The following is a 23,330-nucleotide window of genomic DNA, read 5'->3' on the forward strand; positions in this document are numbered from 1 at the left end:
CGCTCAGAGGTCCAGGTCGACGACCACCGGCGCGTGGTCCGACGTCCCCTTGCCCTTGCGGGCCTCGCGGTCGACGTAGCTGTCCGAAACCGCGTCCGCGAACGGCTTGTTGGCGTAGGTGAGGTCGATCCGCATGCCGCGGTTCTTCGGGAAGGCCAGCTGGCGGTAGTCCCAGTAGGTGTAGGGACGGTCGTACTTGAGCGGGCGGGGGACGACGTCCTGGAGGCCGATCTCCTGGAGGGCCGTCAGGGCGGCGCGCTCGGGGGCGGTGACGTGGGTGAGGCCCTCGAAGGCGGCGATGTCGAAGACGTCCGCGTCGGTGGGGGCGATGTTGTAATCGCCGAGAACGGCGAACGGGCGCTCCCCCGCCGCGTCCTCGCGGACGGCGTCGCGCAGCGCGGCCAGCCACTCCAGCTTGTAGCGGTAGTGCGCGTGGTCGACCTCGCGGCCGTTGGGCACGTACACCGACCAGACCCGGACGGGGCCGCAGGTCGCACCGACGGCACGCGGCTCGACCACCGGGAGCATGGCGTCCTCGGCGAGGTAGCCGGGCTGGCCGGGCAGGTCACGGACGACGTCCTCCAGGCCGATCCGGGACAGCACGGCGACGCCGTTCCACCGGCCGGTGCCGTGCGCGGCGCTCTCGTAGCCGAGCTCGCCGATCGCTTCGGCGGGGAACGCCTCGGTGGTGCACTTGAGTTCCTGCAGGCACAGCACGTCCGGCTTGGCGGACTCCAGCCACTCCAGCAGCTTGGGCAGCCGGGCGGTGACGGAGTTGATGTTCCAGGTGGCGATGCGGACGGTCACGGCGGCCTTCCCTCGGCGGTACGGACGGACGGGGCGTGCGGCGAGAAGGCCGCTCACCCCGTCCGAACATACCGCCCGCCGCCGACAGCGCCCGGCCGGACAGGCCCTGCCCGACCCGACACCGCGTCGGATCGGCCGGCCGGGCAGGCCCTACCGCGAGGGGTGCACCACGGCGGCCGCGCCGCCGCCGCGGCGGACGGGTTCGGCGGCGGCCAGCCAGCGGCCGTCGGGGAGGCGTTCGATGCCGGTGGCGGCGCCGATCTCGGGGGTGGCGCTGAAGACGTGGCCCATGGCCTGGAGTTTCGCCGCCTCGGGCGTGGCGAGGAAGGCCGGTTCGGCCTGGGTGGCGGCGGTGTTGCGCTGGCTGGCCCGGGGTGCGGCGATGGCCTGTTCCAGCGTCAGGCCGCGGTCGATCCGCCCGGTGAGGACCTGGAGCACGGTGGTGATGATGGTGGCGCCGCCGGGCGAGCCGACCGCCAGGTACGGCTTGCCGTCCTTGAGCACGATGGTCGGGGAGATCGAGGAGCGCGGGCGCTTGGCGGGGCCGGGCAGGTTGGGGTCGGGGACGCCGGGCGTGAGCGGGGTGAAGTTGAAGTCGGTCAGTTCGTTGTTGAGCAGGAAGCCCCGGCCGGGCACGGTGATGCCGCTGCCGCCGGTCTGTTCGATGGTCAGCGTGTAGGCGACGACGTTGCCCCACCGGTCGGCGACGGTCAGGTGGGTGGTGCTCTGGCCCTCGTACGGTTCGGCGACCGGTTGTCCGCTGCTCGCGCAGGCGGCGGGGTGGTACGGGTCGCCGGGGGCGAGCGGGCTGCTGAGCGCGTGCTGGGGGTTGATCAGGCAGGCCCGGGAGGCGGCGTAGGCCGGGTCGAGCAGCTGACGGGTCGGCACCTGGACGAAGTTCGGGTCGCCGACCCAGCGGTTGCGGTCGGCGAACGCGATCCGGCTGGCCTCCAGGAAGCGGTGGTCGTACTGGACGGAGTCGGCCGTGGGCACGCTGCTGGTGCCGAGGATGTTCAGCGCCTCGCCGACGGTGGTCCCGCCGGAGGAGGACGGGGCGATGCCGTACACGTCCAGGCCCCGGTAGTTGACGTGCGTCGGGTCCTGCTGACGGACCTGGTAGGCCGCCAGGTCGGCGGTGTCGACCTTGCCGGGGCGGGCGTTGCGGCCGGAGGCGGGGTCGACGGGCGGGTGCTGGAGGGTGCGGACGATGTCGGCGCCGATCGGGCCGCGGTACAGAGCGGCGGTGCCGCCGCGCCCCAACTCCCGGTAGGTGGCGGCGAGATCGTGGTTGCGCAGGGTGGAGCCGACGACGGGCAGCTTCCCGTTCGGCAGGAACAGCGCGCGGCTGGCCGGGAAGTCCTGGAACCGGGCCTGGTTGAGGGCGGTCTGGTCCTGGAAGGTCTGGTCGACGGTGAAGCCGCGGTCGGCGATCCGCTCGGCCGGTTTCAGCACCTCGGCGAGATCCCGGCTGCCCCAGCGGCGCAGTGCCTGCTCCCAGGTGGCGGCGGTGCCGGGGACGCCGACGGACAGGCCGCTGGTGACGGCGTCGGCGAAGGCCAGCGGCTTCCCGTTCTCCAGGAACAGCGAACTGTCGGCCGTCCGGGACGCGGTCTCCCGCCCGTCCAGCGTGGTGACCTTCCCGGTCCGGGCGTCGAAGTACACGAAGTACCCGCCGCCGCCGATGCCCGCCGAGTACGGCTCGGTCACCCCGAGCGCGGCCGCGGTGGCCACGGCGGCGTCCACCGCGTTCCCCCCGCGCCGCAGCACCTCCAGCCCGGCGGCGGTGGCATCGGCGTCCACACTGGTGACCGCCCCGCCCCAGCCCACCGCCTCGGGTTGCTTCCCGGTGACGGCGGCGGACGGGTCGGCCTGGGCGGGCGCGGCGGTGCAGAGCAGTCCGGTGACGAGTGCGAGTGCGGGGACGAGACGGGCGAGGGTTCTCATACGATCTCCCTGGGACGGCGACGGTCTCCCGTTCTCCCACACCCACCACGCCCCCGACAACGGCACGTTCGGCCAACTGCCGCACACCACAAGCCCGCTGTCGCCACCTCAGCGCCACCGGGTCGTAGCCCGCGCCGGCGCCCGGCAGAGCCCTTCGCGCTGGAACCGGCGATCACTGCCCGGGCGTCCCACCTCCCGGGCTGCCGCCGTCCACCGCTGGGAGGGGTTTCGGGTCGTGGGGATCGTGATGTGGGCCGTCGTCGGGGTGTTGTTCGCGCTGCTACCGCTCGTCCACTGGCTGCTGCGCGCCCGTCCCACGCCGCTCCGGGTACCCGTCGCCGCCGCGTTGACGCTCTGGCTGGCGCTGGTACTCGCGGTGGCGTTCGACCTGCTGCGTCTGCGGAGCGGGGCCGAGCTCTACCTGCTCTACACGCCGCTCGCCGAACTGGCCGTCCTGATCGGCCTGCGGTTGGACCGGCGGATCGCCGGCCCGCGCACCGGGCGTCCGGCCGGCTGGCCCCGCGCGGTGGGCATCGCCTTTTAGTGCCGCGGCAGGCAACTTTTGCCCGTCAAGGAGCGGCCCGAGGCGCCCGGCTGGGCGTGCCGCCGAAGCGCCCTCGTACTGGGTGTACTTGGGTGCTTTGGCGGTGCGTCCAGGCGGGATGCATCGGGCCGCGACGGGGCAAAGGTTGCCTGTTGCGGCACTAGATCCAGCTGGCCCTCGTCCTCACCATGACCCCGCTGGCGGCGCTGCTGGCCTTCCACGAGGCGACGCTCCCGCCCGCGAGGGCCGTGCCGGAGCCGCCGCCCGGCTACACCGTCCTCGACACCGGCAAAGGCTGCGGCAACGGCCACGGCGCCCTCTGCTGGCGCACGCTCCACTTGTCGGGCCCACCCGGCGTGCCGACCGCGGAGGCCGCCGACCGGCTCCGGCCCCGGCAGCGGTGCGAACCGAACGGCTACCTGCTCGACCGCCGCGACGTCTGCACCGAGGTGAGCATCGAAGGCGGCACGATCGACTACACCGTCCTCCTCAGCAACGAGTGACCCGGCCCGGCGGGGGCAGGCAGGGCTGGGCCACCCCCAGCCCCTCACGCCCCACCGGGCCGTCCCCGCGTCAGCGGGTGGCGCGTTCCACCCGGCGGCGCTTGACGGTGCGGAAGCGGCGGGCGACCTGGCGGGCCAGGTCGGCGGCGCCGACCAGGCCGGCCTCGTTGCCGAGGGCGGCGTGGACGATTTCCGCCTCGGGGCGGAAGCCGCGGCCGGTGAGGGTGCGGCGGAAGGCGTCCTGGGCGGGGCCGAGGAGCAGTTCGCCGGCTTCGCTGACGCCGCCGCCGATGACGAAGCGGCCGGGGTCGAGCGCGGCGGCCAGGTTGGCGATGCCGACGCCGAGCCAGCGGCCGACCTCGTAGAGCAGTTCGGTGGCGACCGGGTCGCCTTCGCGTGCGGCCTCGGTGACGAGCGGCCCGGTGATGCCGAGCGGGCTGCCACCGGCCCGGGCGAGCAGGGGCTGGACCACCGGGGATTCCTCGGCGGCGAGTTCGCGGGCCTCGCGGACCAGCGCGTTGCCGGAGGAGTACTGCTCCCAGCAGCCGCGGTTGCCGCAGGGGCAGCGGTGTCCGCCGGGCACCACCTGCATGTGGCCGAACTCGCCGGCCATGCCGTGCTTGCCCCGGTCGACGAAGCCGTCGCGGACCTGTGCGCCGCCGATGCCGGTGCCGAGGGTGATCATCACCATGTGGTCCTCGCCGCGGCCGGCGCCGAAGCGCCACTCGGCCCAGGCGGCGGCGTTGGCGTCGTTCTCGACCACCACGGGGAACCGCAGCCGGGAGCTGAGCGCCTGCTGGAGGGGTTCGTTGCGCCAGTTCAGGTGGGGGGCGAACAGCACGGTGGAGCGTTCGGAGTCGACCCAGCCGGCCGCGCCGACGCCGACGGCGTGCACGTCGTGCTTGTCGGCGAGCTGCAGGACCAGGTCGACGATGACGTCCTCGACCACCTTGGGGCTCTTGCTCTTGTCGGGGGTCTCGGTGCGCAGCCGCTCCAGGACCCGGCCCTCGCCGTCGACCACTCCGGCGACCACCTTGGTGCCGCCGATGTCCACGCCGATGGTGGGCAGCCGCAGCACTCCGGCGGGCAGGGTGCGGCGGCGGCGTTCGGCGCGCGGGCCGAGGCCCAGCAGGCTGGGCAGGGCGGGGCGGGCGGGGCCGTTGGCACTGGTCACGGAATGAATGCTCCTGGTTTCGGTAAAACGTGCGGGCTGGTGCTGGAGGGGTCCGAACGAGCTGGCAGACTAGGCCGCGAACGCACAGCGGATTCTCACGAAAACGTGATGTTCCTCTCAGGTTTCTGCGGGTGTTGCCAGCAACTGATCGTGTGTTTGACGCAGTCTGACAAGTGTGATGTGCGAACCGGGGGACCGTGCCCCGGACGGCCGGACGACCCGATTCGAGAGACCTGATGCAGCTAACAGGCACCCCTTTTCTTATTCTGACGATCATCCTGGTGCCGATCTCCCTTGCGGCGGCCCTGCTGCTCTGGGGCCGGGTGCGCGGACCGAAGCCGGTCCAGGCGCTGTCCCGGATCGTGATGCTGCTGTTCTGCCAGATCACCGCCGTGCTCACCGTCTTCGTCATGGTCAACAACGCCAACCTGATCTACGGCAGTTGGGACGACCTGCTGGGCACCGGCAGCCACGTGCGCTCGGTGCCGAACGTGGCTGCCAACGAGGGCGGCGGCAGCGGGAGCAGCGACAACAAGCAACACACCAAGGTGATCCAGCAGTTCAAGCCGGTCGGTGACCCGAAGGTGCCGAACGACGTGCAGACCACCGACCTGAAGGGCGCGGTCTCCGGCGTCGACGGCGAGGTGCTGGTCTGGCTGCCGCCGCAGTACAACGACCCGGCGTACAAGGACAAGACCTTCCCCGTGGTCGAGCTGCTGCCGGGCTGGCCGGGCTCCTCGAAGACCTGGTTCGGCACCCTGCGGGTCTCCGAGCAGTTGAAGCCGATGATGCAGAGCGGGCAGGTCGCCCCGTTCATCCTGATCTCGCCGCGCACCAACCTGCTGGGCGACAGCACCGACACCGGCTGCGCGGACGTCCCGGGCAAGGTCAACGCCGACACCTGGCTGTCCAAGGACGTCCCGCAGATGGTGCTGGACAACTTCCGGGCCGACCCCTCCTCCGACCGCTGGGCGGTGGCCGGTTACTCGGCGGGCGCGCACTGCGCGACCAAGCTGTCGCTGGAGCACCCGGACCGCTACCGCGCGGGCATCAGCCTCTCCGGCTACAACGACCCGGGCGCGGAGGACAAGTCGCTGACCGCGAAGGACCCGCACCTGAAGGAGATCTCCAACCCGCTGAACATCCTGAAGTCCGCGAAGACCCCGCCGAAGACCGCGCTGTACGTCACCGGCAACAAGGGCGACGGTCTGGAGGGCGGCGAGGCGCTGAAGGCGGCCGCCAAGGCCCCGACCACGGTGACCATCCAGGAGACCACGGGCGCGCACAGCAGCGACGTCTGGAAGCCGCTGGTCCCGGGCGTCTTCACCTGGCTGACCACGATCATCCCCGCGCAGCACTGACCCACCGCACACCGAAGGGCCCGGCCGGCGGCCGGGCCCTTCGCATGCCCAACGTCAGTTCTTCGGCAGGGTGTTGACGTACTCGGTGCCGGCGCCGTAGAAGCCGTCCACGGTCTGCTCGACATCCGCCGCGGAGAGCGCCTGGTCGGCCTTGTAGTAGAACCAGTTGACCTTCATGTCCCAGCTGCGCTGGCCGCTGATCGAGGGCAGCAGGTCGATGAACCAGTTGCTGAAGTGGATGTCCATCTTCTCGCGCGCGACGTACTTGTCGGAGCTGGTGAACATCTCCTTGCCGTCCAGGAAGTAGGTGACCTTCCCGTCCATGGCGGTGATCATCATGGTGTGCCAGCCCTCGAGGCGCTGCTTGGCGGCCTTGGTGACGCGGTCCGGCGGGTCGGCCTTGAACCAGCTGGTGGTGTCGAGCTTCGGGCCGGGCGCGCCCCAGCCGCCGTTCGGCAGGTACTCGAAGTCGAGTTCGCTGTAGTTCGCCGAGTCGTCGGCGGGTGAGATCGGGAAGAAGGTCTGGACGACGTGGTCGCCGGTGCGGCCGGTGGAGGGCTTCTCGCCGAAGTTGATCCGGGCCGCGAAGGTGCCGTGGAACAGGTTGGTGGCGGTGCTCTGCACCTCGACCTGCTTGGTGCCCTGCTTGGTGCCGTCGGTGGTCGAGCGCAGTTGCAGCGCCCGGCCGCCCTTGGCGGTCGGGTCCTCGGGGAAGGCGGCGCCGGAGGCGGACCAGGTGTCCTTGATGCCGGGGCCGCCGCCGCCGTCCCGGACCTGCCAGCCGTGCGCGGCGAACTGCGGGTCGTCGGGCCCGGTGTAGTGGAAGGTGTCGAACATCGTTCCCGGCGGCCCGGACGGCGTCGGCGAGGCGCTGGAGGACCGGCCCTTCGCGGCGGAATCCCCACCGGCGGCCGGGTCGCCGTTGCACGCGGCGAGCGTGCACAGCAGGGTCGGCAGCGCGATCACGCTCCACGCGCGACGGCGGGGCAGGCGGTTGGACTGGCGTACACGGGCTCGCACACGGGCTCCTTGGGGCGCAGCGGCGGTAGTTGGGACACGCCCCTCTGCGCGGGAAATCGACGACCGGTCGGAGGCGGTCATCCTAACGGGGGCTCACAGGCCGCTCCGCCGCCGGGACGGCCCGCATCCGCCGAGGTCGAACGGTCTGTGCACGGGTTAAACATGTACGCGTCGGTAGGGGTCTCGATCCGGTCACAACCCTGACCGGGAACGCGTCGAAAGTGGACATCAGGCCCAATTCGTCGCAGGTCGGCCCAGGTCGGTGCACTAGCGTTCGAGTCACGCTCCCGCGGTCTTCGCCCTCCCTGCCCTGAAAGGCCTCGCACGGTGCGCCCTGTCATGACGTCCTCCGAGCCCGGATCGGCGTACCCGGCACCGCCCGGCGCCCCGGGCCCGGATGTCGACGAACCGCTGCCCGAAGAGGCGCTGCCCGAACCGGTGTTCGTCGACGAGTCGGGCCTGCGCGGGCGATTGCTGCGCGGTCTCGGCTGGCCGGTCTCGGTGGTGGGCGCGGTGCTGGCGGTCGCGATGGGCGGCAGCCTGATCGGCGTGCAGGCGGACGCCCCGCCGATGGATATCCCCGCGCAGCCCGCGCCGGCGGCCGCGGCGCCCTCGGCGTCACCGTCGGCCGGCCCGTCGCCCTCGGCCTCGTCGTCGGCCTCGGCGCCGGCGTCCGGAGCACCCTCCCGCTCCACCTCTCCGCCCAAGGCGGGGAACTCGGCCGGCACCTCGAAGCCCCCCGCCGGGGGGACGCCTTCGGGCCGGGCGACCAAGCACCCCTGATCGTTCGCACCACCGCACCTCCAGGAGCGCCCTTTGTCCCGCCACCAGCGCCGCCGGCATTCCCTGCTGAGGCCGCGCCGACTGGCCGCGCCGCCGCTGCGCTTCGTCATGCCGCTGTCCCTGCTGGCGTGCCTGCTGGCGCTGCTGGTGCTGCGCGGGCTCGCCACCAACGAGGTGTTCCACGACACCCGGATCGCGACCTCGGTGGACAAGGACACCGTGCCGGAGAACCTGCTCAAGGGCGGCCCGGTGATCGACGCGCGCGGCGACAGGAAGGCGAACCCGGTCAGCTACCGCATCCCCGACAAGACGGTGGTGCTGAGCTTCGACGACGGCCCCTCGCCGGAGTGGACGCCGAAGATCCTGGACGTGCTGAAGGCGCACGACGTCCGCGCGGACTTCTTCGTGACCGGCGCGATGACCACCCGCAACCCGGACCTGATCCGGCAGATCGTCGCGGGCGGCCACGAGATCGGCCTGCACACCTTCACCCACCCCGACCTGGTGTACCAGTCGCACTCCCGGATCGGCTGGGAGCTGGCGCAGACCCAGCTGGCGCTGGCCGGTGTCGCGGGCGTGCACAGTTCGCTGTTCCGGCCGCCGTACTCCTCGGAGGCGAACGCGCTGGACGACTGGAACTACCCGGTCATCCAGTACGTGGGCGCGCACGGCTACCTGACGGCGTTCATCGACCGCGACACCGACGACTGGAAGCGCCCGGGCGTCGACGAGATCGTGAAGGCCGCGATGCCGGCCACGCCCGGCGCGGGCGAGCTGATCCTGCTGCACGACGCGGGTGGTGACCGCACCGAGACGGTCGCCGCGCTGGAGCAGATCATCGTCAAGCTCCAGGGCGAGGGCTACCGCTTCACCACCATCTCCGACGCGCTCGGCGCGTCCAACGCGATGGTGCCGGTGCACGGCTTCCAGCTGTGGGCGGGCAAGGGCTTCATCTGGGCCACCCAGGTCGCCGTGTACACCCTGCCGGTGCTGGTCGGGCTGCTGGCGCTGGTCGGCTTCCTGAACTTCGGCCGGTTCGCGCTGATGATCGTCCTCGCCCCGGTGCACGCCCGCCGCTCCAAGCGCAAGGACGCCTGGGGGCCGCCCGTCACCGAGCCGGTCACCGTGCTCGTCCCGGCGTACAACGAGCTCGAGTGCATCGCCAACACCCTGAACTCGCTGGCCGCCAGCGACTATCCGATCGAAGTGATCGTGATCGACGACGGCTCCACCGACGGCACCGCGGACATCGTCGAGGAGATGAACCTGCCGTTCGTCCGGCTGATCCGCAAGGTCAACGGCGGCAAGCCCAGCGCCCTCAACGCCGGTATCGCGGCCGCCTCGTACGACATCGTGGTGATGATGGACGGCGACACCGTCTTCGAGCCGTCCACGGTGCGCGAGCTGGTCCAGCCGTTCGCCGATCCGAAGGTCGGCGCGATCGCGGGCAACGCGAAGGTCGGCAACCGGGACAGCCTGATCGGTGCCTGGCAGCACATCGAGTACGTCCTCGGCCACAACCTGGACCGCCGGATGTACGACGTGCTGAACGTCATTCCGACCATTCCCGGCGCGGTCGGCGCGTTCCGCAAGGAGGCGCTGCGGCAGGTCGGCGGGATGAGCGACGACACCCTCGCCGAGGACACCGACATCACCATCGCGGTGCTCTGCGCCGGCTGGCGGGTCGTCTACGCCGAGCGCGCCCGCGCCTGGACCGAGGCGCCCGCGAGCCTCCAGCAGCTCTGGTCGCAGCGCTACCGCTGGAGCTACGGCTCGATGCAGGCGATGTGGAAGCACCGCCGCGCCGTGATCTCCCGCGGCCCGGCCGGCCGCTTCGGCCGGATCGGCCTGCCGATGGTGGTGCTGTTCGGCGTGGTCGCCCCGCTGCTGGCGCCGCTCGTGGACCTGTTCCTGCTGTACGGCGTGCTGTTCACGGACGCGCCGATCACGCTGGCCAGCTGGGGCGGGTTCATCGCGCTCCAGGGCCTGCTGTCCTGGTACGCCTTCCGGCTCGACCACGAGAAGCCCTGGCACCTGATCAGCCTGCCGCTGCAGCAGGTGGTCTACCGGCAGCTGATGTACATCGTCCTGCTGCAGTCCACGATCACCGCGCTCACCGGTGGCCGGCTGCGCTGGCACAAGCTCCGGCGCACCGGCGAGGTCGCTGTCCCCGTGGAGGCCTGACCATGAGCGACACCATCCGGCTGCGGATCCCCCCGCAGCTGCGCCGGGACGAGGCCCCCGACACCGCCCCGGACACGCTCGTCGCGTCCGTGCGCAAGGCCGGCCGCGACCGCTACCTCGACCTGCTGCGCGCGATGGCGCTGGTCCGCGTGGTGCTCTACCACCACTTCGAGTGGTTCTGGCTGCCGCTGGTGTTCCCGTCGATGGGCGTGATGTTCGCCCTGGCCGGCTCGCTGATGACGCGTTCGCTGAGCCGCCCCGCGCTGAGCGTGATCCGCGGCCGGCTGCGCCGCCTGCTGCCGCCGATGTGGCTGTTCGGCGCCGTCGTGGTCACCCTGCAGGTCCTCGACGGCGGCGGCCCGGACTCCGACGGCCACCCCACCTGGTGGTGGGCGAAGCTGGCGTTCTGGGTGCTGCCGCTGAGCACTCCCCCGTACGCGACCGAGCTGCACGGCTTCGGCGGGCACCTGGAGACCGGCTGGGCCTCCCAGCTGGTGGTGCCGCTGTGGTACCTGCGGGCCTACCTCTGGTACGTGCTGCTGTCGCCGCTGATGCTGAAGGCGCTGCGCCGCTTCCCGGTGGTGACGCTGTTCGCCCCGCTGGCGCTGGTGATCGTCATGAACGCGTTCTTCGCCGGCCAGGACGTCGTCTGGGGCCGGGTCTGGGAGACCGTCAACGACTTCGCGATGTTCGGCTCCTGCTGGATCCTCGGCATGGCCCACCAGGAGGGCCTGCTGCGGCGGATCCCGCAGTACGTGCTGCCGTCGATCGCACCGCTGATCATGGTGGCGGGCTTCTGGTACCTGCAGACCCGGCCGGTCGATCCGAGCCAGCCCGCCGACATCGAGCTCTGGCCGATCGCCCAGGCCCTGTGGTCTTTCGGCTTCGTCGCGCTGCTGCTGCACATCAGCCCGTCCTGGGAGCAGTGGCCCGCGCGGCTGGAGCGCTGGAACGGCCTGGTGAGCCTGCTCAACTCGCGGGCCGTCACCGTCTACCTGTGGCACGTGCCGGCACTGGTGCTGGCCTTCCCGCTGATCGACCCGCTGTGGAACGTCGACTACTTCTACGAGCACCTCAGGTGGCTGCTGACCAGCCAGTGGTTCAGCCTGCTGGTGGCGATCCCGCTGCTCGCCGTGCTGGTGATGGCCCTCGGCTGGGTCGAGGACCTGGCGGCGAAGCGCAGGCCCCGGCTGTTCCCGTACCCGCGCCGCCCGCGCGGCCGGCGCCGGAGCGCCGCCTGACGGGGCCTGTCCGGCCGATCTTGTCGGACAGGCCCCGTCAGGCGAGTTCCAGCGCCAGGTAGAAGTCGACCCGGTCCTCCAGCCGGGACAGGTCGCGGCCGGTGAGTTCCTCGATCCGGCCGATCCGGTAGCGCAGCGTGTTGACGTGCACGTGCAGCTGGGCGGCGCAGCGCGTCCAGGAGCCGTCGGAGCGCAGGAACGCGGCCAGGGTGTGCAGCAGGTCGGCCTGGTGTTCCTGGTCGTAGGCGGTGACGGGGTCGAGCAGCCGGGCCCGGAAGGCGCGCCGGACCTCGGCGGGGACGGCGGCCAGCAGCAGGACGTGCGAGGCGAGTTCCTCGGCGCCCGCGACCCGGATCCGGCCGGGGCGGGAGGCGGCGATCCGGCGGGCGTGCCGGGACTCCTCCAGGGCGCCGCGCAGGCCGTCGGACTCGGCGGCGGGGGCGCACACGCCGACGGTGATCCGCCCGTCGGCGTCGAGCCCGGCCTCCAGCGGGGCCAGCAGCGCGCGCACCGCGTCGGCGGGGACGGCGGCGTCGGGGGCGTTCGGGGCGGGCAACACGGCGACCGCGCCGCTGCGGCCGACGGCGGCGACCAGGGCCGTACCGGGCAGTGCCTCTTCGAGGACCGGGCGCAGCGCGCCGTCGGGCAGTCCGGTGGCGTCGGCGGACAGCACCAGCCAGTGCGGGTGGCCCGCGCCGTCGGTGGTGGAGGCGCGCAGGGCGCGGGCGGTCTCGGCGGGGGCGGCGCCGTGCCTCAGCAGGTCGAGGAGTTCGTCGGCGAGCCGGCGGCGCAGCCGGCGGCTCTCGTCGCGGCGGGTGCGTTCGGTGGCGACCAGGCGGCACAGGTTCTCGGCGAGCTGGCGGCGTTTGGCGGGCCATTCGGTGAGGTCGCCGGCGACGGCGAGGATCCAGTCGGCGAGCGCGGTGGCGGTGGCGGGTTCGGCGGCGGGCAGCAGCGAGTAGGTGCAGTCGGCGAGTCGGACCCGGTGCGGGGGGTGGTGGCCGCGCTGCTGGGCGGCGAGGTGGGCGCGGGCGAGGCGGTCGCGGTCGGCGGGGGTGAGGCGGTCGGCGGGTCCGGCGATGACGTGGCCGGTGGGGGTGAGTACCCAGCAGTCGAGGTCGAGGTCGCCGCCGAGCAGGTCGAGGACGGCGTCGAGGCCGCCCGTGTCGGCGGCGGAGACCAGCAGCCGGTGCCGGTCGACGAGGGCGGCGAGGTCGGCGGCCCGGCCGGCGGAGACGTGCCGGCCGACGTACTCGGTGACGGTGCCGAAGGCGATGTCGTCGGGGACGGCGAGCAGCGGCAGCCGGTGCCGGCGGCAGGCCTCGACCAGGTCGGCGGGGACGGGCCCGACCTCCACCTCGCCGGCGCCGAGCGCGGCGGCGCCGCCGGCCACCAGGGTGCGCACGAAGCGCGCGGAGTCGGCGGGGGCGGTGCGCCACAGCATGCCGGTGAGGACGAGTTCGCCGCCGTGCAGGAACCGGCCGGGGTCCTGCAGGTCGGTGGTCATCACGCCGGTGACCTGCCGGTCGAGTTCGTCCTCGCCGGCGAGCAGGCGCAGCCGGGGTGCGCCGGGGGCGAGCAGGTCGCGGACGCGCATGGACGGGGCCCTTCGTGACGGTGCGGCTGGTGCTGCGGGTGCTGCGAATGAATCGTGGGGGTGATTCCGGGGCGGGGACGGCCCAGGGTGACCCGGGTGGGCTGGAGGATCGTCCACATTGGACGAACGTACAGGACAGCGCCGCAGGTCACCGTCGGCGCTCATGCCATCGGTGACTGCCGACCATGCCGGTGACGGCGGTTCACTGGCCTGCACACCGCCGGGCCGCACCGGCCGGGGCGCCGCGTCGACGAAGAGCCGCGTCGACGAAGAGAGGAGACACCGCATGGAGTTCCTTCGACCCGCGACCTGGGACGAGGCGCTCGCGGCGATGGCCGATCACCCCGGCGCGCTGCCGATCTCCGGCGGCACCGACGTCATGGTCGAGCTGAACTTCGACCTGCGCCGGACGTCCGCGATCCTCGACCTGAACCGGATCACCGAGCTGGGCCGGTGGAGCAGTGACGGGGCGTCGGTGCGCCTCGGCGCGGCGGTGCCGTACGCGCGGATCATCGACGAGCTGTCCGGCCCGCTGCCCGGGCTGGCGCTGGCGTCGCGGACGGTGGGTTCGCCGCAGATCCGCAACCGGGGCAGTGTCGGCGGCAACCTGGGCGCGGCCTCGCCGGCCGGTGACGCGCATCCGGCGCTGCTGGCCGCCGGGCGGGGGGTGCGGGTGGAGGCGCACTCGGTGCGCGGGGTGCGGCTGATCCCGATCGACGAGTTCTACGTCGGGGTGAAGCGGCACTGCCTGGCGCCGGACGAGTTGATCCGCGCGGTGCGGATCCCGGTCGCCGACGGCCCGCAGCAGTTCTCCAAGGTCGGTACCCGCAACGCGATGGTGATCGCGGTCTGCGCGTTCGGTCTCGCCCTGCACCCGAAGGACCGCACGGTCGGCACCGGCATCGGCTCGGCCGCGCCGACCCCGCGCCGGGCCTCGGACGCCGAGGCGTACCTGGCGGGCGAACTGGCGTGGGAGTCCGGCGACCCGCCGGCCCCGCGGGTGGTGCGGCGCTTCGGCGAGCTGGTCGCGGCCGCCGCCGACCCGATCGACGACGTCCGGGGCACCGCCGCGTACCGGCGCCACGCGCTGGCCGTGCTGGCCCGGCGCACGCTGACGTGGTGTTGGAACGACTATCGGCCCGGGAGGGCGGCATGAGGGTGACGTTCACCGCGAACGGGCGGCCGGTGGAGGCCGACGACGTGTGGGAGGGCGAGTCGTTGCTGTACGTGCTGCGCGAGCGGGTCGGCCTGCCCGGTTCGAAGAACGCCTGCGAGCAGGGCGAGTGCGGCTCCTGCACCGTCTACCTGGACGAAGTCCCGGTCTGCGCCTGCCTGGTGGCGGCCGGCCAGGTGCAGGGCCGCGAGGTGCGCACCGTCGAGGGCCTGACCGGCCCGGACGGCGAGCTCGGCCCCGTCCAGCAGGCGTTCCTGGACGCGGGCGCCGTGCAGTGCGGCTTCTGCACGCCGGGCCTGCTGGTGCAGACCGACGCGCTGCTGGCCCGGGACCCGCGGCCGTCCGACGCCGACATTCGCGAGGCGCTGTCGGGCAACCTGTGCCGCTGCACCGGCTACGAGAAGATCATGGACGCGGTGCGGCTGGCCTCGGCACGCATCGACGGGGCGGGGGGCCGGGCATGACGACCCGTCCGATCCAGGCCGAGAAGAACCTGCAGAAGATCAGCCAGGCGTCCGAGCACGGCATCGGGCAGTCCCCGCTGCGCCCCGACGGCACGCTGAAGGTGAAGGGCGAGTTCGCCTACTCCTCCGACCTGTGGCACGAGGACATGCTGTGGGGCACCGCGCTGCGCTCCCCGCACCCGCGCGCCGACATCCTGTCCGTGGACGTCTCGGGGGCCCTCGCCGTCCCCGGGGTGCACGCGGTACTCACCCACGAGGACATCCCGGGTGCCAAGTTCTACGGCCTGGAGATCGCCGACCAGCCGGCCCTGGCGATCGACAAGGTCCGCTACCAGGGCGAGCCGATCGCGCTGGTCGCCGCCGACCACCCGGAGACGGCCCGCCGGGCGGCGAAACGGATCGTCGTCGAGTACGAGGTGCTCACCCCGATCACCACCGAGGAGCAGTGCCTCGACCCTCAGCACCACGGCTACGTGCACGAGCCGCACGAGTACAAGGCCCGCGCGCACGGCAACCTGTGCCACGAGCAGCGCCTGGTCGCGGGCCGGGGCGTCACCGACGGGGTACGGGCGCTGGCGGACGTGATCGTGTCCGGCGAGTACGAGGTCGGCATGCAGGACCAGGCGTTCCTCGGCCCCGAGTCGGGCCTCGCCGTGCCCGCCGAGGACGGCGGCGTGGACCTGTACATCGCCACCCAGTGGCTGCACGTGGACCGGCAGCAGATGGCGCCGGTGCTGGCCCTGCCGGAGGAGAAGGTCCGCCTCACCCTGGCCGGGGTGGGCGGCGCGTTCGGCGGCCGTGAGGACCTGTCGATGCAGATCCACGCCTGCCTGCTGGCGCTGCGCACCGGGCGGCCCGTCAAGATCGTGTACTCCCGCGACGAGTCCTTCTTCGGGCACGTGCACCGCCACCCGGCCCGGATGCGCTACGAGCACGGCGCCACCCGTGACGGGAAACTGGTGTTCGCGGACTGCCGGATCGTGCTGGACGGCGGCGCGTACGCCTCCACCTCCCCCGCCGTGGCCGGCAACGCCGCCTCGCTCGGCCACGGCCCGTACGTCATCCCGAACGTGGCGATGCACGCCTTGGCGCTGTACTCCAACAACCCGCCGTGCGGGGCGATGCGCGGCTTCGGCGCGGTGCAGGCCGCGTTCGGCTACGAGTCGCAGATGGACAAGCTCGCGGCCGCGCTCGGCATGGACCCGGTGGAGCTGCGGCAGCTGAACGCCGTCGCGCAGGGCGACCTGATGCCGACCGGGCAGCAGATCGACGCGCCCGCGCCGGTCGCCGAACTGCTCCGGCGGGCCAAGGACCGGCCGCTGCCGCCGCCGCTCGACCCGTCCGACCTGCGCAACCTGCCGGGGGCGCTGTCCAACACCTCGCACGGCGAGGGAATCGTGCGCGGCGTCGGCTACTCGGTGGGGATCAAGAACGTCGGTTTCTCCGAGGGCTTCGACGACTACTCCACCGCCCGGGTCCGGCTGGAGGTGATCGGCGGCGAGCCGGTCGCCATGGTGCACACGGCGGCGGCCGAGGTCGGGCAGGGCGGCGTCACCGTGCACGCCCAGATCGCCCGCACCGAGCTGGGCGTCGAGCACGTCGCCATCCACCCCGCCAACACCGAGATCGGCTCGGCCGGCTCCACCTCCGCCTCCCGGCAGACCTACATGACGGGCGGCGCGGTCAAGCTCGCCGCCGAGGCGGTCCGCGAGGTGCTGCTCGACCGGGGCCGGCGCCGGCACGGCTGGACGCACCGCGACCTGACGCTGGCCGGCGGCCGGGTGGTCTCCGCGTCCGCCGGGGTGCTGACCTCGCTGGCCGAGCTGCTCGGCGACGAGGCCGTCGAACAGACCCGGGTGCACCGCCACCGCCCGACCGTCGCGCTGCACCCGGAGACCGGGCAGGGTTTCGGCCACGTCCAGTACTCCTTCTGCGCGAACCGCGCCGTGGTGGACGTGGACGTGGAGCTCGGACTGGTCAAGGTGGTCGAGTTGACGGCCGTTCAGGACGTCGGACGGGCGCTCAACCCGCTCGCCGTGGTCGGCCAGATCCAGGGCGGCTGCACGCAGGCACTGGGTCTGGCCGTGATGGAGGAGATCGTGATCGCCGACGGCAAGGTCCGCAACGCCTCGTTCACCGACTACCTGATCCCGACCGTCCTCGACACCCCGCCGATCCCGGTGGAACTCCTCGAACTCCCCGACCCGCACGCCCCGTACGGGCTGCGCGGCGTCGGCGAGGCCCCCACCGTCTCGGCCACCCCCTCGATCGTGGCGGCGATCCGACAAGCCACGGGGAAGGCCCTCACCCGCATCCCGGTCCGGCCGGAGCACCTGACTCTCTGATCCTTGGGAACCGACATGGCACAGACCCCGGTGGAGCCCGGCCCCACCTCGCGCGGCACGCTCGACACGTACTTCAAGATCTCGGCGCGCGGCTCCACCGTGGGCACCGAACTGCGCGGCGGCCTCACCACCTTCATGGCGATGGCCTACATCATCCTGCTCAACCCGATCATCCTGAGTGGCGCGGACGTCACCGGCCACAAGCTCGACCACGCCCAGGTGACCACCGCCACCGCGCTCGCCGCCGCCGTCACCACCATCGTGATGGGCGTGGTCGGCAACGTTCCGCTCGCGCTCGCCGCCGGCCTGTCCGTCTCCGGCGTGATCTCCGCGCTGGTGGTGCCGCACAGCACCTGGCCGCAGGCGATGGGCCTGTGCGTGATCTACGGTGTGCTGATCGTGCTGCTGGTGGTGTCCGGCCTGCGCGAGAAGATCATGCACGGCATTCCGCTGCCGCTGAAGTTCGCGATCACCATCGGCATCGGCCTGTTCATCTCGATCGTCGGCTTCGTCAAGGCCGGATTCGTGCACACCGGCGGGCCGACTCCGCTCTCCCTCGGCCCGTTCGGCGAACTCGAGGGCTGGCCGGTGCTGCTCTTCTGCCTCACCCTGCTGCTGATCTTCGTGCTGCTGGCCCGGGGCGTGCGCGGCGCGATCCTGCTCGGCCTCGCGGTGGGCACGGCGGCCGCGATGATCGTCAACAAGGCCGCCCACCTGACCCCTGCGGACTGGGGCGGCACCGCACCGGTGTGGCCCGGATCGCCGGTCGCCGCGCCCGACTTCGGGCTGTTCGGCCACGTCGACGTGTTCGGCGCGTTCGGCTCACAGAGCATGGGCGCGATCAGCGCCTCCGTCGCGGTGTTCACCCTGGTGCTGGCCGGGTTCTTCGACGCGATGGCCACCATCATCGGCGTCGGCACCGAAGCCGGACTCACCGACTCCAAGGGCCGGATGCCGGGCCTGTCGAAGGCGCTGTTCATCGACGGCGCGGGCGGCGCGATCGGCGGCGTGGCCGGGGCGTCCGGGCAGACCGTCTTCCTGGAGTCCGCGACCGGCGTCGGCGACGGCGCCCGCACCGGACTGGCCTCCATCGTCACCGGGGGCGTGTTCGCGCTGATGCTGTTCCTCTCGCCCGTCGCCGCCATCGTGCCGGTGCAGGTCGCCTCGGCGGCGCTGGTGGTGATCGGCTCGCTGATGATGAGCCAGGCCCGGCTCATCGACTGGTCGGACAGCGAGGTCGCCGTCCCCGCGTTCCTCACCAGCGTGGTCATGCCGTTCACCTACAGCATCACCGCGGGCGTCGGCGCCGGCATCATCTCCTACACCGTCGTCAAGGCCGGCACCGGCAAGTGGCGCGAGCCCGGGGTGCTGATGTGGATCCTCACCTTCGTGTTCGTCGCCTACTTCGCGCTCGCCCCGATCAAGACCTGGCTGGGCGTCCACTGAGCAGGGAGTACCTTTCGTGCAGGACATCGCCGCGCAACTCCACGCCTGGCACACCACCGGGCGACCCTTCGCCGTCGCCACCGTGGTCCGCGCCTCGGGCAGCGCGCCGCGCGGACCGGGCGCGGCGCTGGCCGTGGACGCGTACGGCGAGGCGGTCGGCTCGATCTCCGGGGGCTGCGTGGAAGCCGCCGTGTACGAGACCTGCCAGGAGGTGCTCTCGAGCGGCACCCCGGTCCTCCAGCACTTCGGCTACAGCGACGAGGACGCCTTCGCCGTCGGCCTGACCTGCGGCGGCTCCCTCGACGTCTTCGTCCAGCCCGTCGTCCCCGGCTCCTCCCCCGGCCTGGACGCCGCGATCTCCCTGGTCTCCTCCGGGGTACCCGTCGCGGTGGCCCGGATCGTCGACGGACCGTCAGCCCTCCTCGGCCGCACCCTCACCGTCACACCCGACGCCGCGTACGGCGCCCTCCCCCTCGAACACCCGGTGGTCGCCGAGACCCGCGCGATGCTCTCCGCCGGCCGCACCGGCCTCCTCCCGCTCGACTCCGGCACCCTCTTCGTCGAGTCCTACGTCCCGCCCCCGCGCCTGCTGGTCTTCGGCGCCATGGACTTCGCCGCCGCCCTGGTCCGGATCGGCAAGTTCCTCGGCTACCAGGTGACGGTCTGCGACGCCCGCCCGGTGTTCGCCACCCGCCGCCGCTTCCCCGACGCGGACGAGATCGTCGTCGACTGGCCGCACCGCTACCTCGACACCCAGGCCGGGCAGTTGGACGCCCGGACCGTCCTGTGCGTCCTCACCCACGACGCCAAGTTCGACCTCCCCCTGCTGGAGCGGGCCCTGCGCCTCCCCGTCGCCTACGTCGGCGCCCTCGGCTCGCGCCGCACCCACCACGACCGCCTCGCCCACCTCCGCGAAGCCGGCCTCACCGAAGCCGAGTTGTCCCGCCTCCACTCCCCCATCGGCCTCGACCTCGGCGCCCGCACCCCCGAGGAGACCGCCATCTCCATCGCCGCCGAAATCGTCGCCCACACCCGCGGCGGCACCCACCTCCCGCTCACCACGACGACGGGGCCGATCCACCACGACCCCGACCCCGGTGCCACCCATCGGTGAGGATCAGCGGGTCACCTCGGAACCGCCGGTGAGCTCGACGCCCTCGACCGCAGCCCCGCCCTCGCGTTCCACATCCGCGCGGAAGGTGCCGCCCCTCGTGATCAGGAATCGAACGCCCGCGTCGCGCCGTACTTCGCGGCGTCCTCCAGGACCACCGGGCTCGCCTGCCGCGGCACGCCCGGGCACTCCCGCTCGACCGGCAGGCCGGTCGGGAGCATGGGGGCCAGCGCCTGGAACACGGCCCACACCGCCGAGCCCCGGTAGTCGGCGAACTCGTCGGTGGCGCGCAGCCACAGGGCGCCGGACGGGAGCTCGTCGACGGAGGACAGGTTCGATCCGGCGAAGGCGGCGGCGCCGCCGTGTTCGGTGGCCAACTGCCGTGGAACGACGGTGATCCAGTCGTAGCCGCGGAGGATCCGCCGGGCGTCGTCGTAGGTGTCGCCCAGGTCGCGGAGGCCCAGCGCGTGCTCCAGCTCGGTGCATGTGATGTCTCCGCCGTGGCCGATGGATCCGAACACCGGGTCCGTCCCGTCCGCCACGCTGCGGATGCTCTCCACCAGGGTGCCGGGGGTCGGGGTCTCCATCCGAAGGACGGCCCACCGGTCGTCGGCGTCGTCCCGCCAGGCCCTCAGGACGCTCACGACCTCGACGGTCAGTCCGCCCTGTCCGACGATCTTCGCCGTCGCGGACACGCTTCGGCCCTCCGCCGCCCGGTCGGCGAGCCAGTCGAGGTTCTCCGGGCTGTACGGGCGGTGCTGGAACATGCCGCCGAGCTCCAACGAGGCCGCCGACAGCTGGATCAGGCCGGTGAGCGCGTCGCCGTGGATCTGTCCGGCCTTCCCGCCCGCAAGCTCCTCGACCCGGGCCTCGAGCGGGACTTCGATCCGGCCCAGCGCGTCGGTGAGGAATCGCAGGACCGTCGCCCGGTACTCCTCCGGGCTGCCGACGTCCAGCAGGACTTCCCCGGCGAGCCGTGCGTTGTCGGACATGTCCATCCCCATCCAGGCAAATCCTCGGATCCGTCAGATCCCGTCACCGGCCCGGTGGTTGAGCACGTTCCGGGATCGGCGGCCCCAGGGTACCGATGGTCCGGCCGGGAGGGGATCAGAGCGTCGAACCGAGCGGGCGGTCGGGCTGGGAGCCGGGGAGGACCCAGGCGACGGCGGTGGCGTTGTGGGTGAGGAAGGGGTTGAGGGCGTCGTTCTCGGCGAGGCGGTTCTGGACGCGGGTGAAGAGGGCGGGGTCGCGCATGAAGGCGCAGAAGAGCAGGCCGCGGTCGTCGGGCGCGTCGTCGTAGGAGTAGCCGCGGCGGAGCATGCGGGCGCCGCCGTCGAGGCGGGGGCTGCTGAGGCGGACGTGGGCGTCGACGGGGATGACGTAGGAGCCGTCGGGGTGCTTGATGTAGATGTCGGGGTCGTCGTGCTCGCCGGTGCCGGTGAGGGGGGCGCCGGACATCAGGTGGCGGCCCATGGACAGTTCCTGACGGTCGGTCGGGAGAGCGGCGAAGGCGGCGGTGTCCATGCGTATCCGGCGGTAGACCAGGATGGTGCCGTCGGCGTTCCACAGGCCGGGGTCGGCGGGGTCGGGGTTGGCGCTGCCGTCCTTGAAGCCGAACAGGTTGCGCGGGGTCTCCCCGTCGGGGACGGACGGCAGGAAGCCGGCCTGGTTCCAGCGGAGGGTTGCGCCGACGGGCTTGGCGGCGGTGAGCAGGTGTTCCGTCAGAACGCCGGTGGTCCACGGGTGTTCGGCGGAGACCTGGAGGAGGAGGTCGCCACCGCTGCGCGCCGCGTCGAGCCGGTCGCCGGGGAAGGCGGGGAGTTCGGCGAGTTCGGCGGGCACGGGCAGCTTCAGCCGGGCGGCCAGCGACGGGCCGATGGCGGCCAGCGAGGAGACCGGGGCGGCGGACAGCCGCGGGTCGGCGAGGCTGCCGTCGGAGGCCGCGGCGAGCACCTTGTCGAGGCCGGCGAGCAGGCCGCGCAGCGCGTCGCGGTCGGCGGAGGCGGGCAGGTCGAGCGCGAGCAGCCTGGTGGCGGGGAGTTGGCGGTACGTCAGGCCGGACTGCCGGGCGCCGTAGTAGTGGGGAACAGCGGCGGGGGGCGTGGCGGCCGGGGCCGGGTGCCCGGAGTCACGGCCGATGACGGTGGCGGCTGCCGCGCCCGCCCCCGCGGCCAGCACCGCACCCGCCGACAGCAGTGCGCGGCGTCCGAACCGGGGCCGTCCGGCGGCGGCGGTGTCCTGCGGGTTCCCCGATTCGATGTGCATGGGCGCTATTGGAGACGATAGAACACGTTTCATGCAACTCCTCCATGATTTCCACCTGTTGGTACGCCGAGGGACCGGTCCGCGCCGGTTCCGGGCCGGCGTGATGGCACTGGGTCTGCTGCTTCCGGCGCTGGCCGCCTGTTCCTCGTCGGCGTCGCCGTCCGCCGACCGTCACCCGCCGGGCACGGTGATCCAGGTGCCCGAGGACGTTCCGACGGTGCAGCGCGCGGTGGACGTCGCCAATCCCGGCGATCTGGTGCTGGTGCACCCGGGCGTCTACAAGGAGAGCGTGCGCATCACCAAGCCCCGTGTCGTGCTTCGGGGTTCGGACCGCAACACGGTGATCTTCGACGGCGATCTGAAGCTGATCAACGGCATCACGGCGACCGGCGCGGGCACCGTGGTCGAGAACCTCACCGTGCGCGGCTTCCTGGCCAACGGCGTGCTGTTCACCGGCGTCACCGACGAGAAGTTGCAGCGCCACGGCGCGGGCGGCTCCGCGTACGACCCGCTGGACACCACCCGCTTCCCGGCCGTGCAGGGTTTCCGGGCCACCAAGGTGACCTCGTACGGGAACGCCCTGTACGGCATCTACGCGTTCGACGCACGGGACGGGATCATCGAGGACTCGTACGCGTCGGGGCAGGCCGACTCGGGGATCTACGTCGGTCAGTGCAGGCCGTGCAACACGCTGGTGCGGAACAACCTGGTGGAGCGCAACGCGGTCGGCATCGAGATCACCAACGCCTCGGAGAACCTCACCGTGGTGGGCAACCGGGCCGTCAACAACCGGGTCGGGGTGACCATCAACTCCAACGACCTGGAGTCGCTGGCCCCGCAGCACGCCGCGGTGATCGCGGGCAACGTGGTGGCGAACAACAACTCGGCGGACTCGCCGCAGCAGGCCGACGGCGGTTTCGGCATCGGGATCGGCATCGGCGGCGGCACCGACAACCGGGTCGAGCGCAACCTCGTCCAGGGCAACCGGGCGGCGGGCGTCGTGGTCACCGACCCGCCGGGGCACCCCGCCTCCAACAACCGGGTGACCGGGAACAGGGCCACCGGCAACGGGGTGGACCTGGTCAGTTCGGCCGCCGACCCGGGCAACTGCTTCTCCGACAACAGCCCGGGCACCCAGAGCCCGCCGGACCTTGAGCAGTTGGCCAAGTGCGGGGCGGGCGGCGGCGGCAAGGTACCGCCGGGCCGGGCCGCCGGGGTGCAGGCCCCGCCGGGGATGGCGTTCAACGCCGTACCGGCGCCGCCCGCGCAGCCGTCGATGGCCGACCCGAACGCGCCGGCCGTCCCGGCCGTCGATCTGCCGGGCAAGGTCGATCCGGACAGCTACCCGCTGCCGGCGGCCGTCTGAC

The 23,330-nt window shown here is 72.5% G+C and carries 19 protein-coding genes; 12 read left to right on the plus strand and 7 right to left on the minus strand.

All coding sequences use genetic code 11. The features are described from left to right. Window positions 1–3 precede the first annotated feature (3 nt). Both ACGFWJ_RS02130 and ggt read right to left on the minus strand, forming a co-directional pair. Entirely contained in the window at window positions 4–807 is an 804-nt protein-coding gene (locus ACGFWJ_RS02130; protein ID WP_392944291.1) for an exodeoxyribonuclease III, read from the minus strand. A 150-nt stretch (window positions 808–957) separates the two neighbouring features. Next, window positions 958–2,751, minus strand: a complete 1,794-nt coding sequence (ggt, locus tag ACGFWJ_RS02135; RefSeq protein WP_392944293.1) for a gamma-glutamyltransferase — start codon at window positions 2,749–2,751, stop codon at window positions 958–960. Window positions 2,752–2,986: 235 nt separating this feature from the next. Between ggt and ACGFWJ_RS02140 the strand changes: the two genes are divergently transcribed. After that, on the plus strand, window positions 2,987–3,295 hold the full coding sequence (locus ACGFWJ_RS02140; protein WP_392944295.1) for a hypothetical protein: 309 nt from the start codon (window positions 2,987–2,989) through the stop codon (window positions 3,293–3,295). 188 nt (window positions 3,296–3,483) lie between these two features. After that, window positions 3,484–3,798 (plus strand): hypothetical protein, encoded by a 315-nt coding sequence (locus ACGFWJ_RS02145; protein ID WP_392944297.1) that lies wholly within the window; start codon window positions 3,484–3,486, stop codon window positions 3,796–3,798. Window positions 3,799–3,868: 70 nt separating this feature from the next. Here the strand turns inward: ACGFWJ_RS02145 and ACGFWJ_RS02150 are convergent, their stop codons facing one another. Next, entirely contained in the window at window positions 3,869–4,930 is a 1,062-nt protein-coding gene (locus tag ACGFWJ_RS02150; RefSeq protein WP_392945452.1) for an ROK family glucokinase, read from the minus strand. 323 nt (window positions 4,931–5,253) lie between these two features. Here ACGFWJ_RS02150 and ACGFWJ_RS02155 point away from each other — a divergent pair, with 323 nt between their 5' ends. Further along, complete coding sequence (locus ACGFWJ_RS02155; RefSeq protein WP_392944299.1) at window positions 5,254–6,333, plus strand: alpha/beta hydrolase; 1,080 nt, start codon at window positions 5,254–5,256, stop codon at window positions 6,331–6,333. 54 nt (window positions 6,334–6,387) lie between these two features. On the opposite strand, the gene ACGFWJ_RS02160 is transcribed toward ACGFWJ_RS02155, so the two are convergent. After that, window positions 6,388–7,353: a glycoside hydrolase family 16 protein gene (locus tag ACGFWJ_RS02160; protein ID WP_392944301.1), complete on the minus strand. Its 966-nt coding sequence runs from the start codon at window positions 7,351–7,353 to the stop codon at window positions 6,388–6,390. Between the two features lie 339 nt (window positions 7,354–7,692). Here ACGFWJ_RS02160 and ACGFWJ_RS02165 point away from each other — a divergent pair, with 339 nt between their 5' ends. From ACGFWJ_RS02165 to ACGFWJ_RS02175, 3 genes are all read left to right on the plus strand, one after another. Beyond that, window positions 7,693–8,136 (plus strand): hypothetical protein, encoded by a 444-nt coding sequence (locus tag ACGFWJ_RS02165; RefSeq protein ID WP_392944303.1) that lies wholly within the window; start codon window positions 7,693–7,695, stop codon window positions 8,134–8,136. A 96-nt stretch (window positions 8,137–8,232) separates the two neighbouring features. Further along, a complete protein-coding gene (locus ACGFWJ_RS02170) occupies window positions 8,233–10,320 on the plus strand; it encodes a bifunctional polysaccharide deacetylase/glycosyltransferase family 2 protein (protein WP_392945454.1) in 2,088 nt (695 codons plus the stop codon). Window positions 10,321–10,322: 2 nt separating this feature from the next. Beyond that, on the plus strand, window positions 10,323–11,561 hold the full coding sequence (locus ACGFWJ_RS02175) for an acyltransferase (protein WP_392944305.1): 1,239 nt from the start codon (window positions 10,323–10,325) through the stop codon (window positions 11,559–11,561). Window positions 11,562–11,598: 37 nt separating this feature from the next. On the opposite strand, the gene ACGFWJ_RS02180 is transcribed toward ACGFWJ_RS02175, so the two are convergent. Next, entirely contained in the window at window positions 11,599–13,158 is a 1,560-nt protein-coding gene (locus tag ACGFWJ_RS02180; protein ID WP_392944306.1) for a PucR family transcriptional regulator, read from the minus strand. Between the two features lie 286 nt (window positions 13,159–13,444). On the opposite strand from ACGFWJ_RS02180, the gene ACGFWJ_RS02185 reads away from it, so the two are divergent. From ACGFWJ_RS02185 to ACGFWJ_RS02205, 5 genes are read left to right on the plus strand one after another with little or no spacing between them, the layout of a single operon-like run. After that, a complete protein-coding gene (locus tag ACGFWJ_RS02185; RefSeq protein WP_392944307.1) occupies window positions 13,445–14,314 on the plus strand; it encodes an FAD binding domain-containing protein in 870 nt (289 codons plus the stop codon). Continuing rightward, complete coding sequence (locus tag ACGFWJ_RS02190) at window positions 14,311–14,796, plus strand: (2Fe-2S)-binding protein (protein WP_392944308.1); 486 nt, start codon at window positions 14,311–14,313, stop codon at window positions 14,794–14,796. The genes ACGFWJ_RS02185 and ACGFWJ_RS02190 overlap by 4 nt, the downstream gene beginning before the upstream one ends. Then, entirely contained in the window at window positions 14,793–17,141 is a 2,349-nt protein-coding gene (gene pucD, locus ACGFWJ_RS02195) for a xanthine dehydrogenase subunit D (RefSeq protein WP_392944309.1), read from the plus strand. Before ACGFWJ_RS02190 ends, pucD begins: the two co-directional genes overlap by 4 nt. A gap of 15 nt (window positions 17,142–17,156) precedes the next feature. Next, the gene (locus tag ACGFWJ_RS02200; RefSeq protein ID WP_392944311.1) at window positions 17,157–18,587 is read left to right on the plus strand and encodes an NCS2 family permease; all 1,431 of its coding nucleotides are present in this window, start codon (window positions 17,157–17,159) and stop codon (window positions 18,585–18,587) included. 16 nt (window positions 18,588–18,603) lie between these two features. Further along, entirely contained in the window at window positions 18,604–19,701 is a 1,098-nt protein-coding gene (locus ACGFWJ_RS02205; protein ID WP_392944313.1) for an XdhC family protein, read from the plus strand. A 101-nt stretch (window positions 19,702–19,802) separates the two neighbouring features. On the opposite strand, the gene ACGFWJ_RS02210 is transcribed toward ACGFWJ_RS02205, so the two are convergent. After that, window positions 19,803–20,690: a hypothetical protein gene (locus ACGFWJ_RS02210; protein WP_392944315.1), complete on the minus strand. Its 888-nt coding sequence runs from the start codon at window positions 20,688–20,690 to the stop codon at window positions 19,803–19,805. 115 nt (window positions 20,691–20,805) lie between these two features. Then, entirely contained in the window at window positions 20,806–21,963 is a 1,158-nt protein-coding gene (locus tag ACGFWJ_RS02215; RefSeq protein ID WP_392944317.1) for a Dyp-type peroxidase, read from the minus strand. Between the two features lie 31 nt (window positions 21,964–21,994). Between ACGFWJ_RS02215 and ACGFWJ_RS02220 the strand changes: the two genes are divergently transcribed. Beyond that, a complete protein-coding gene (locus tag ACGFWJ_RS02220) occupies window positions 21,995–23,329 on the plus strand; it encodes a nitrous oxide reductase family maturation protein NosD (protein WP_392944319.1) in 1,335 nt (444 codons plus the stop codon). Window position 23,330: the final 1 nt, after the last annotated feature.

This window comes from Kitasatospora sp. NPDC048407 (assembly GCF_043200475.1).
Lineage (GTDB): Bacteria > Actinomycetota > Actinomycetes > Streptomycetales > Streptomycetaceae > Kitasatospora.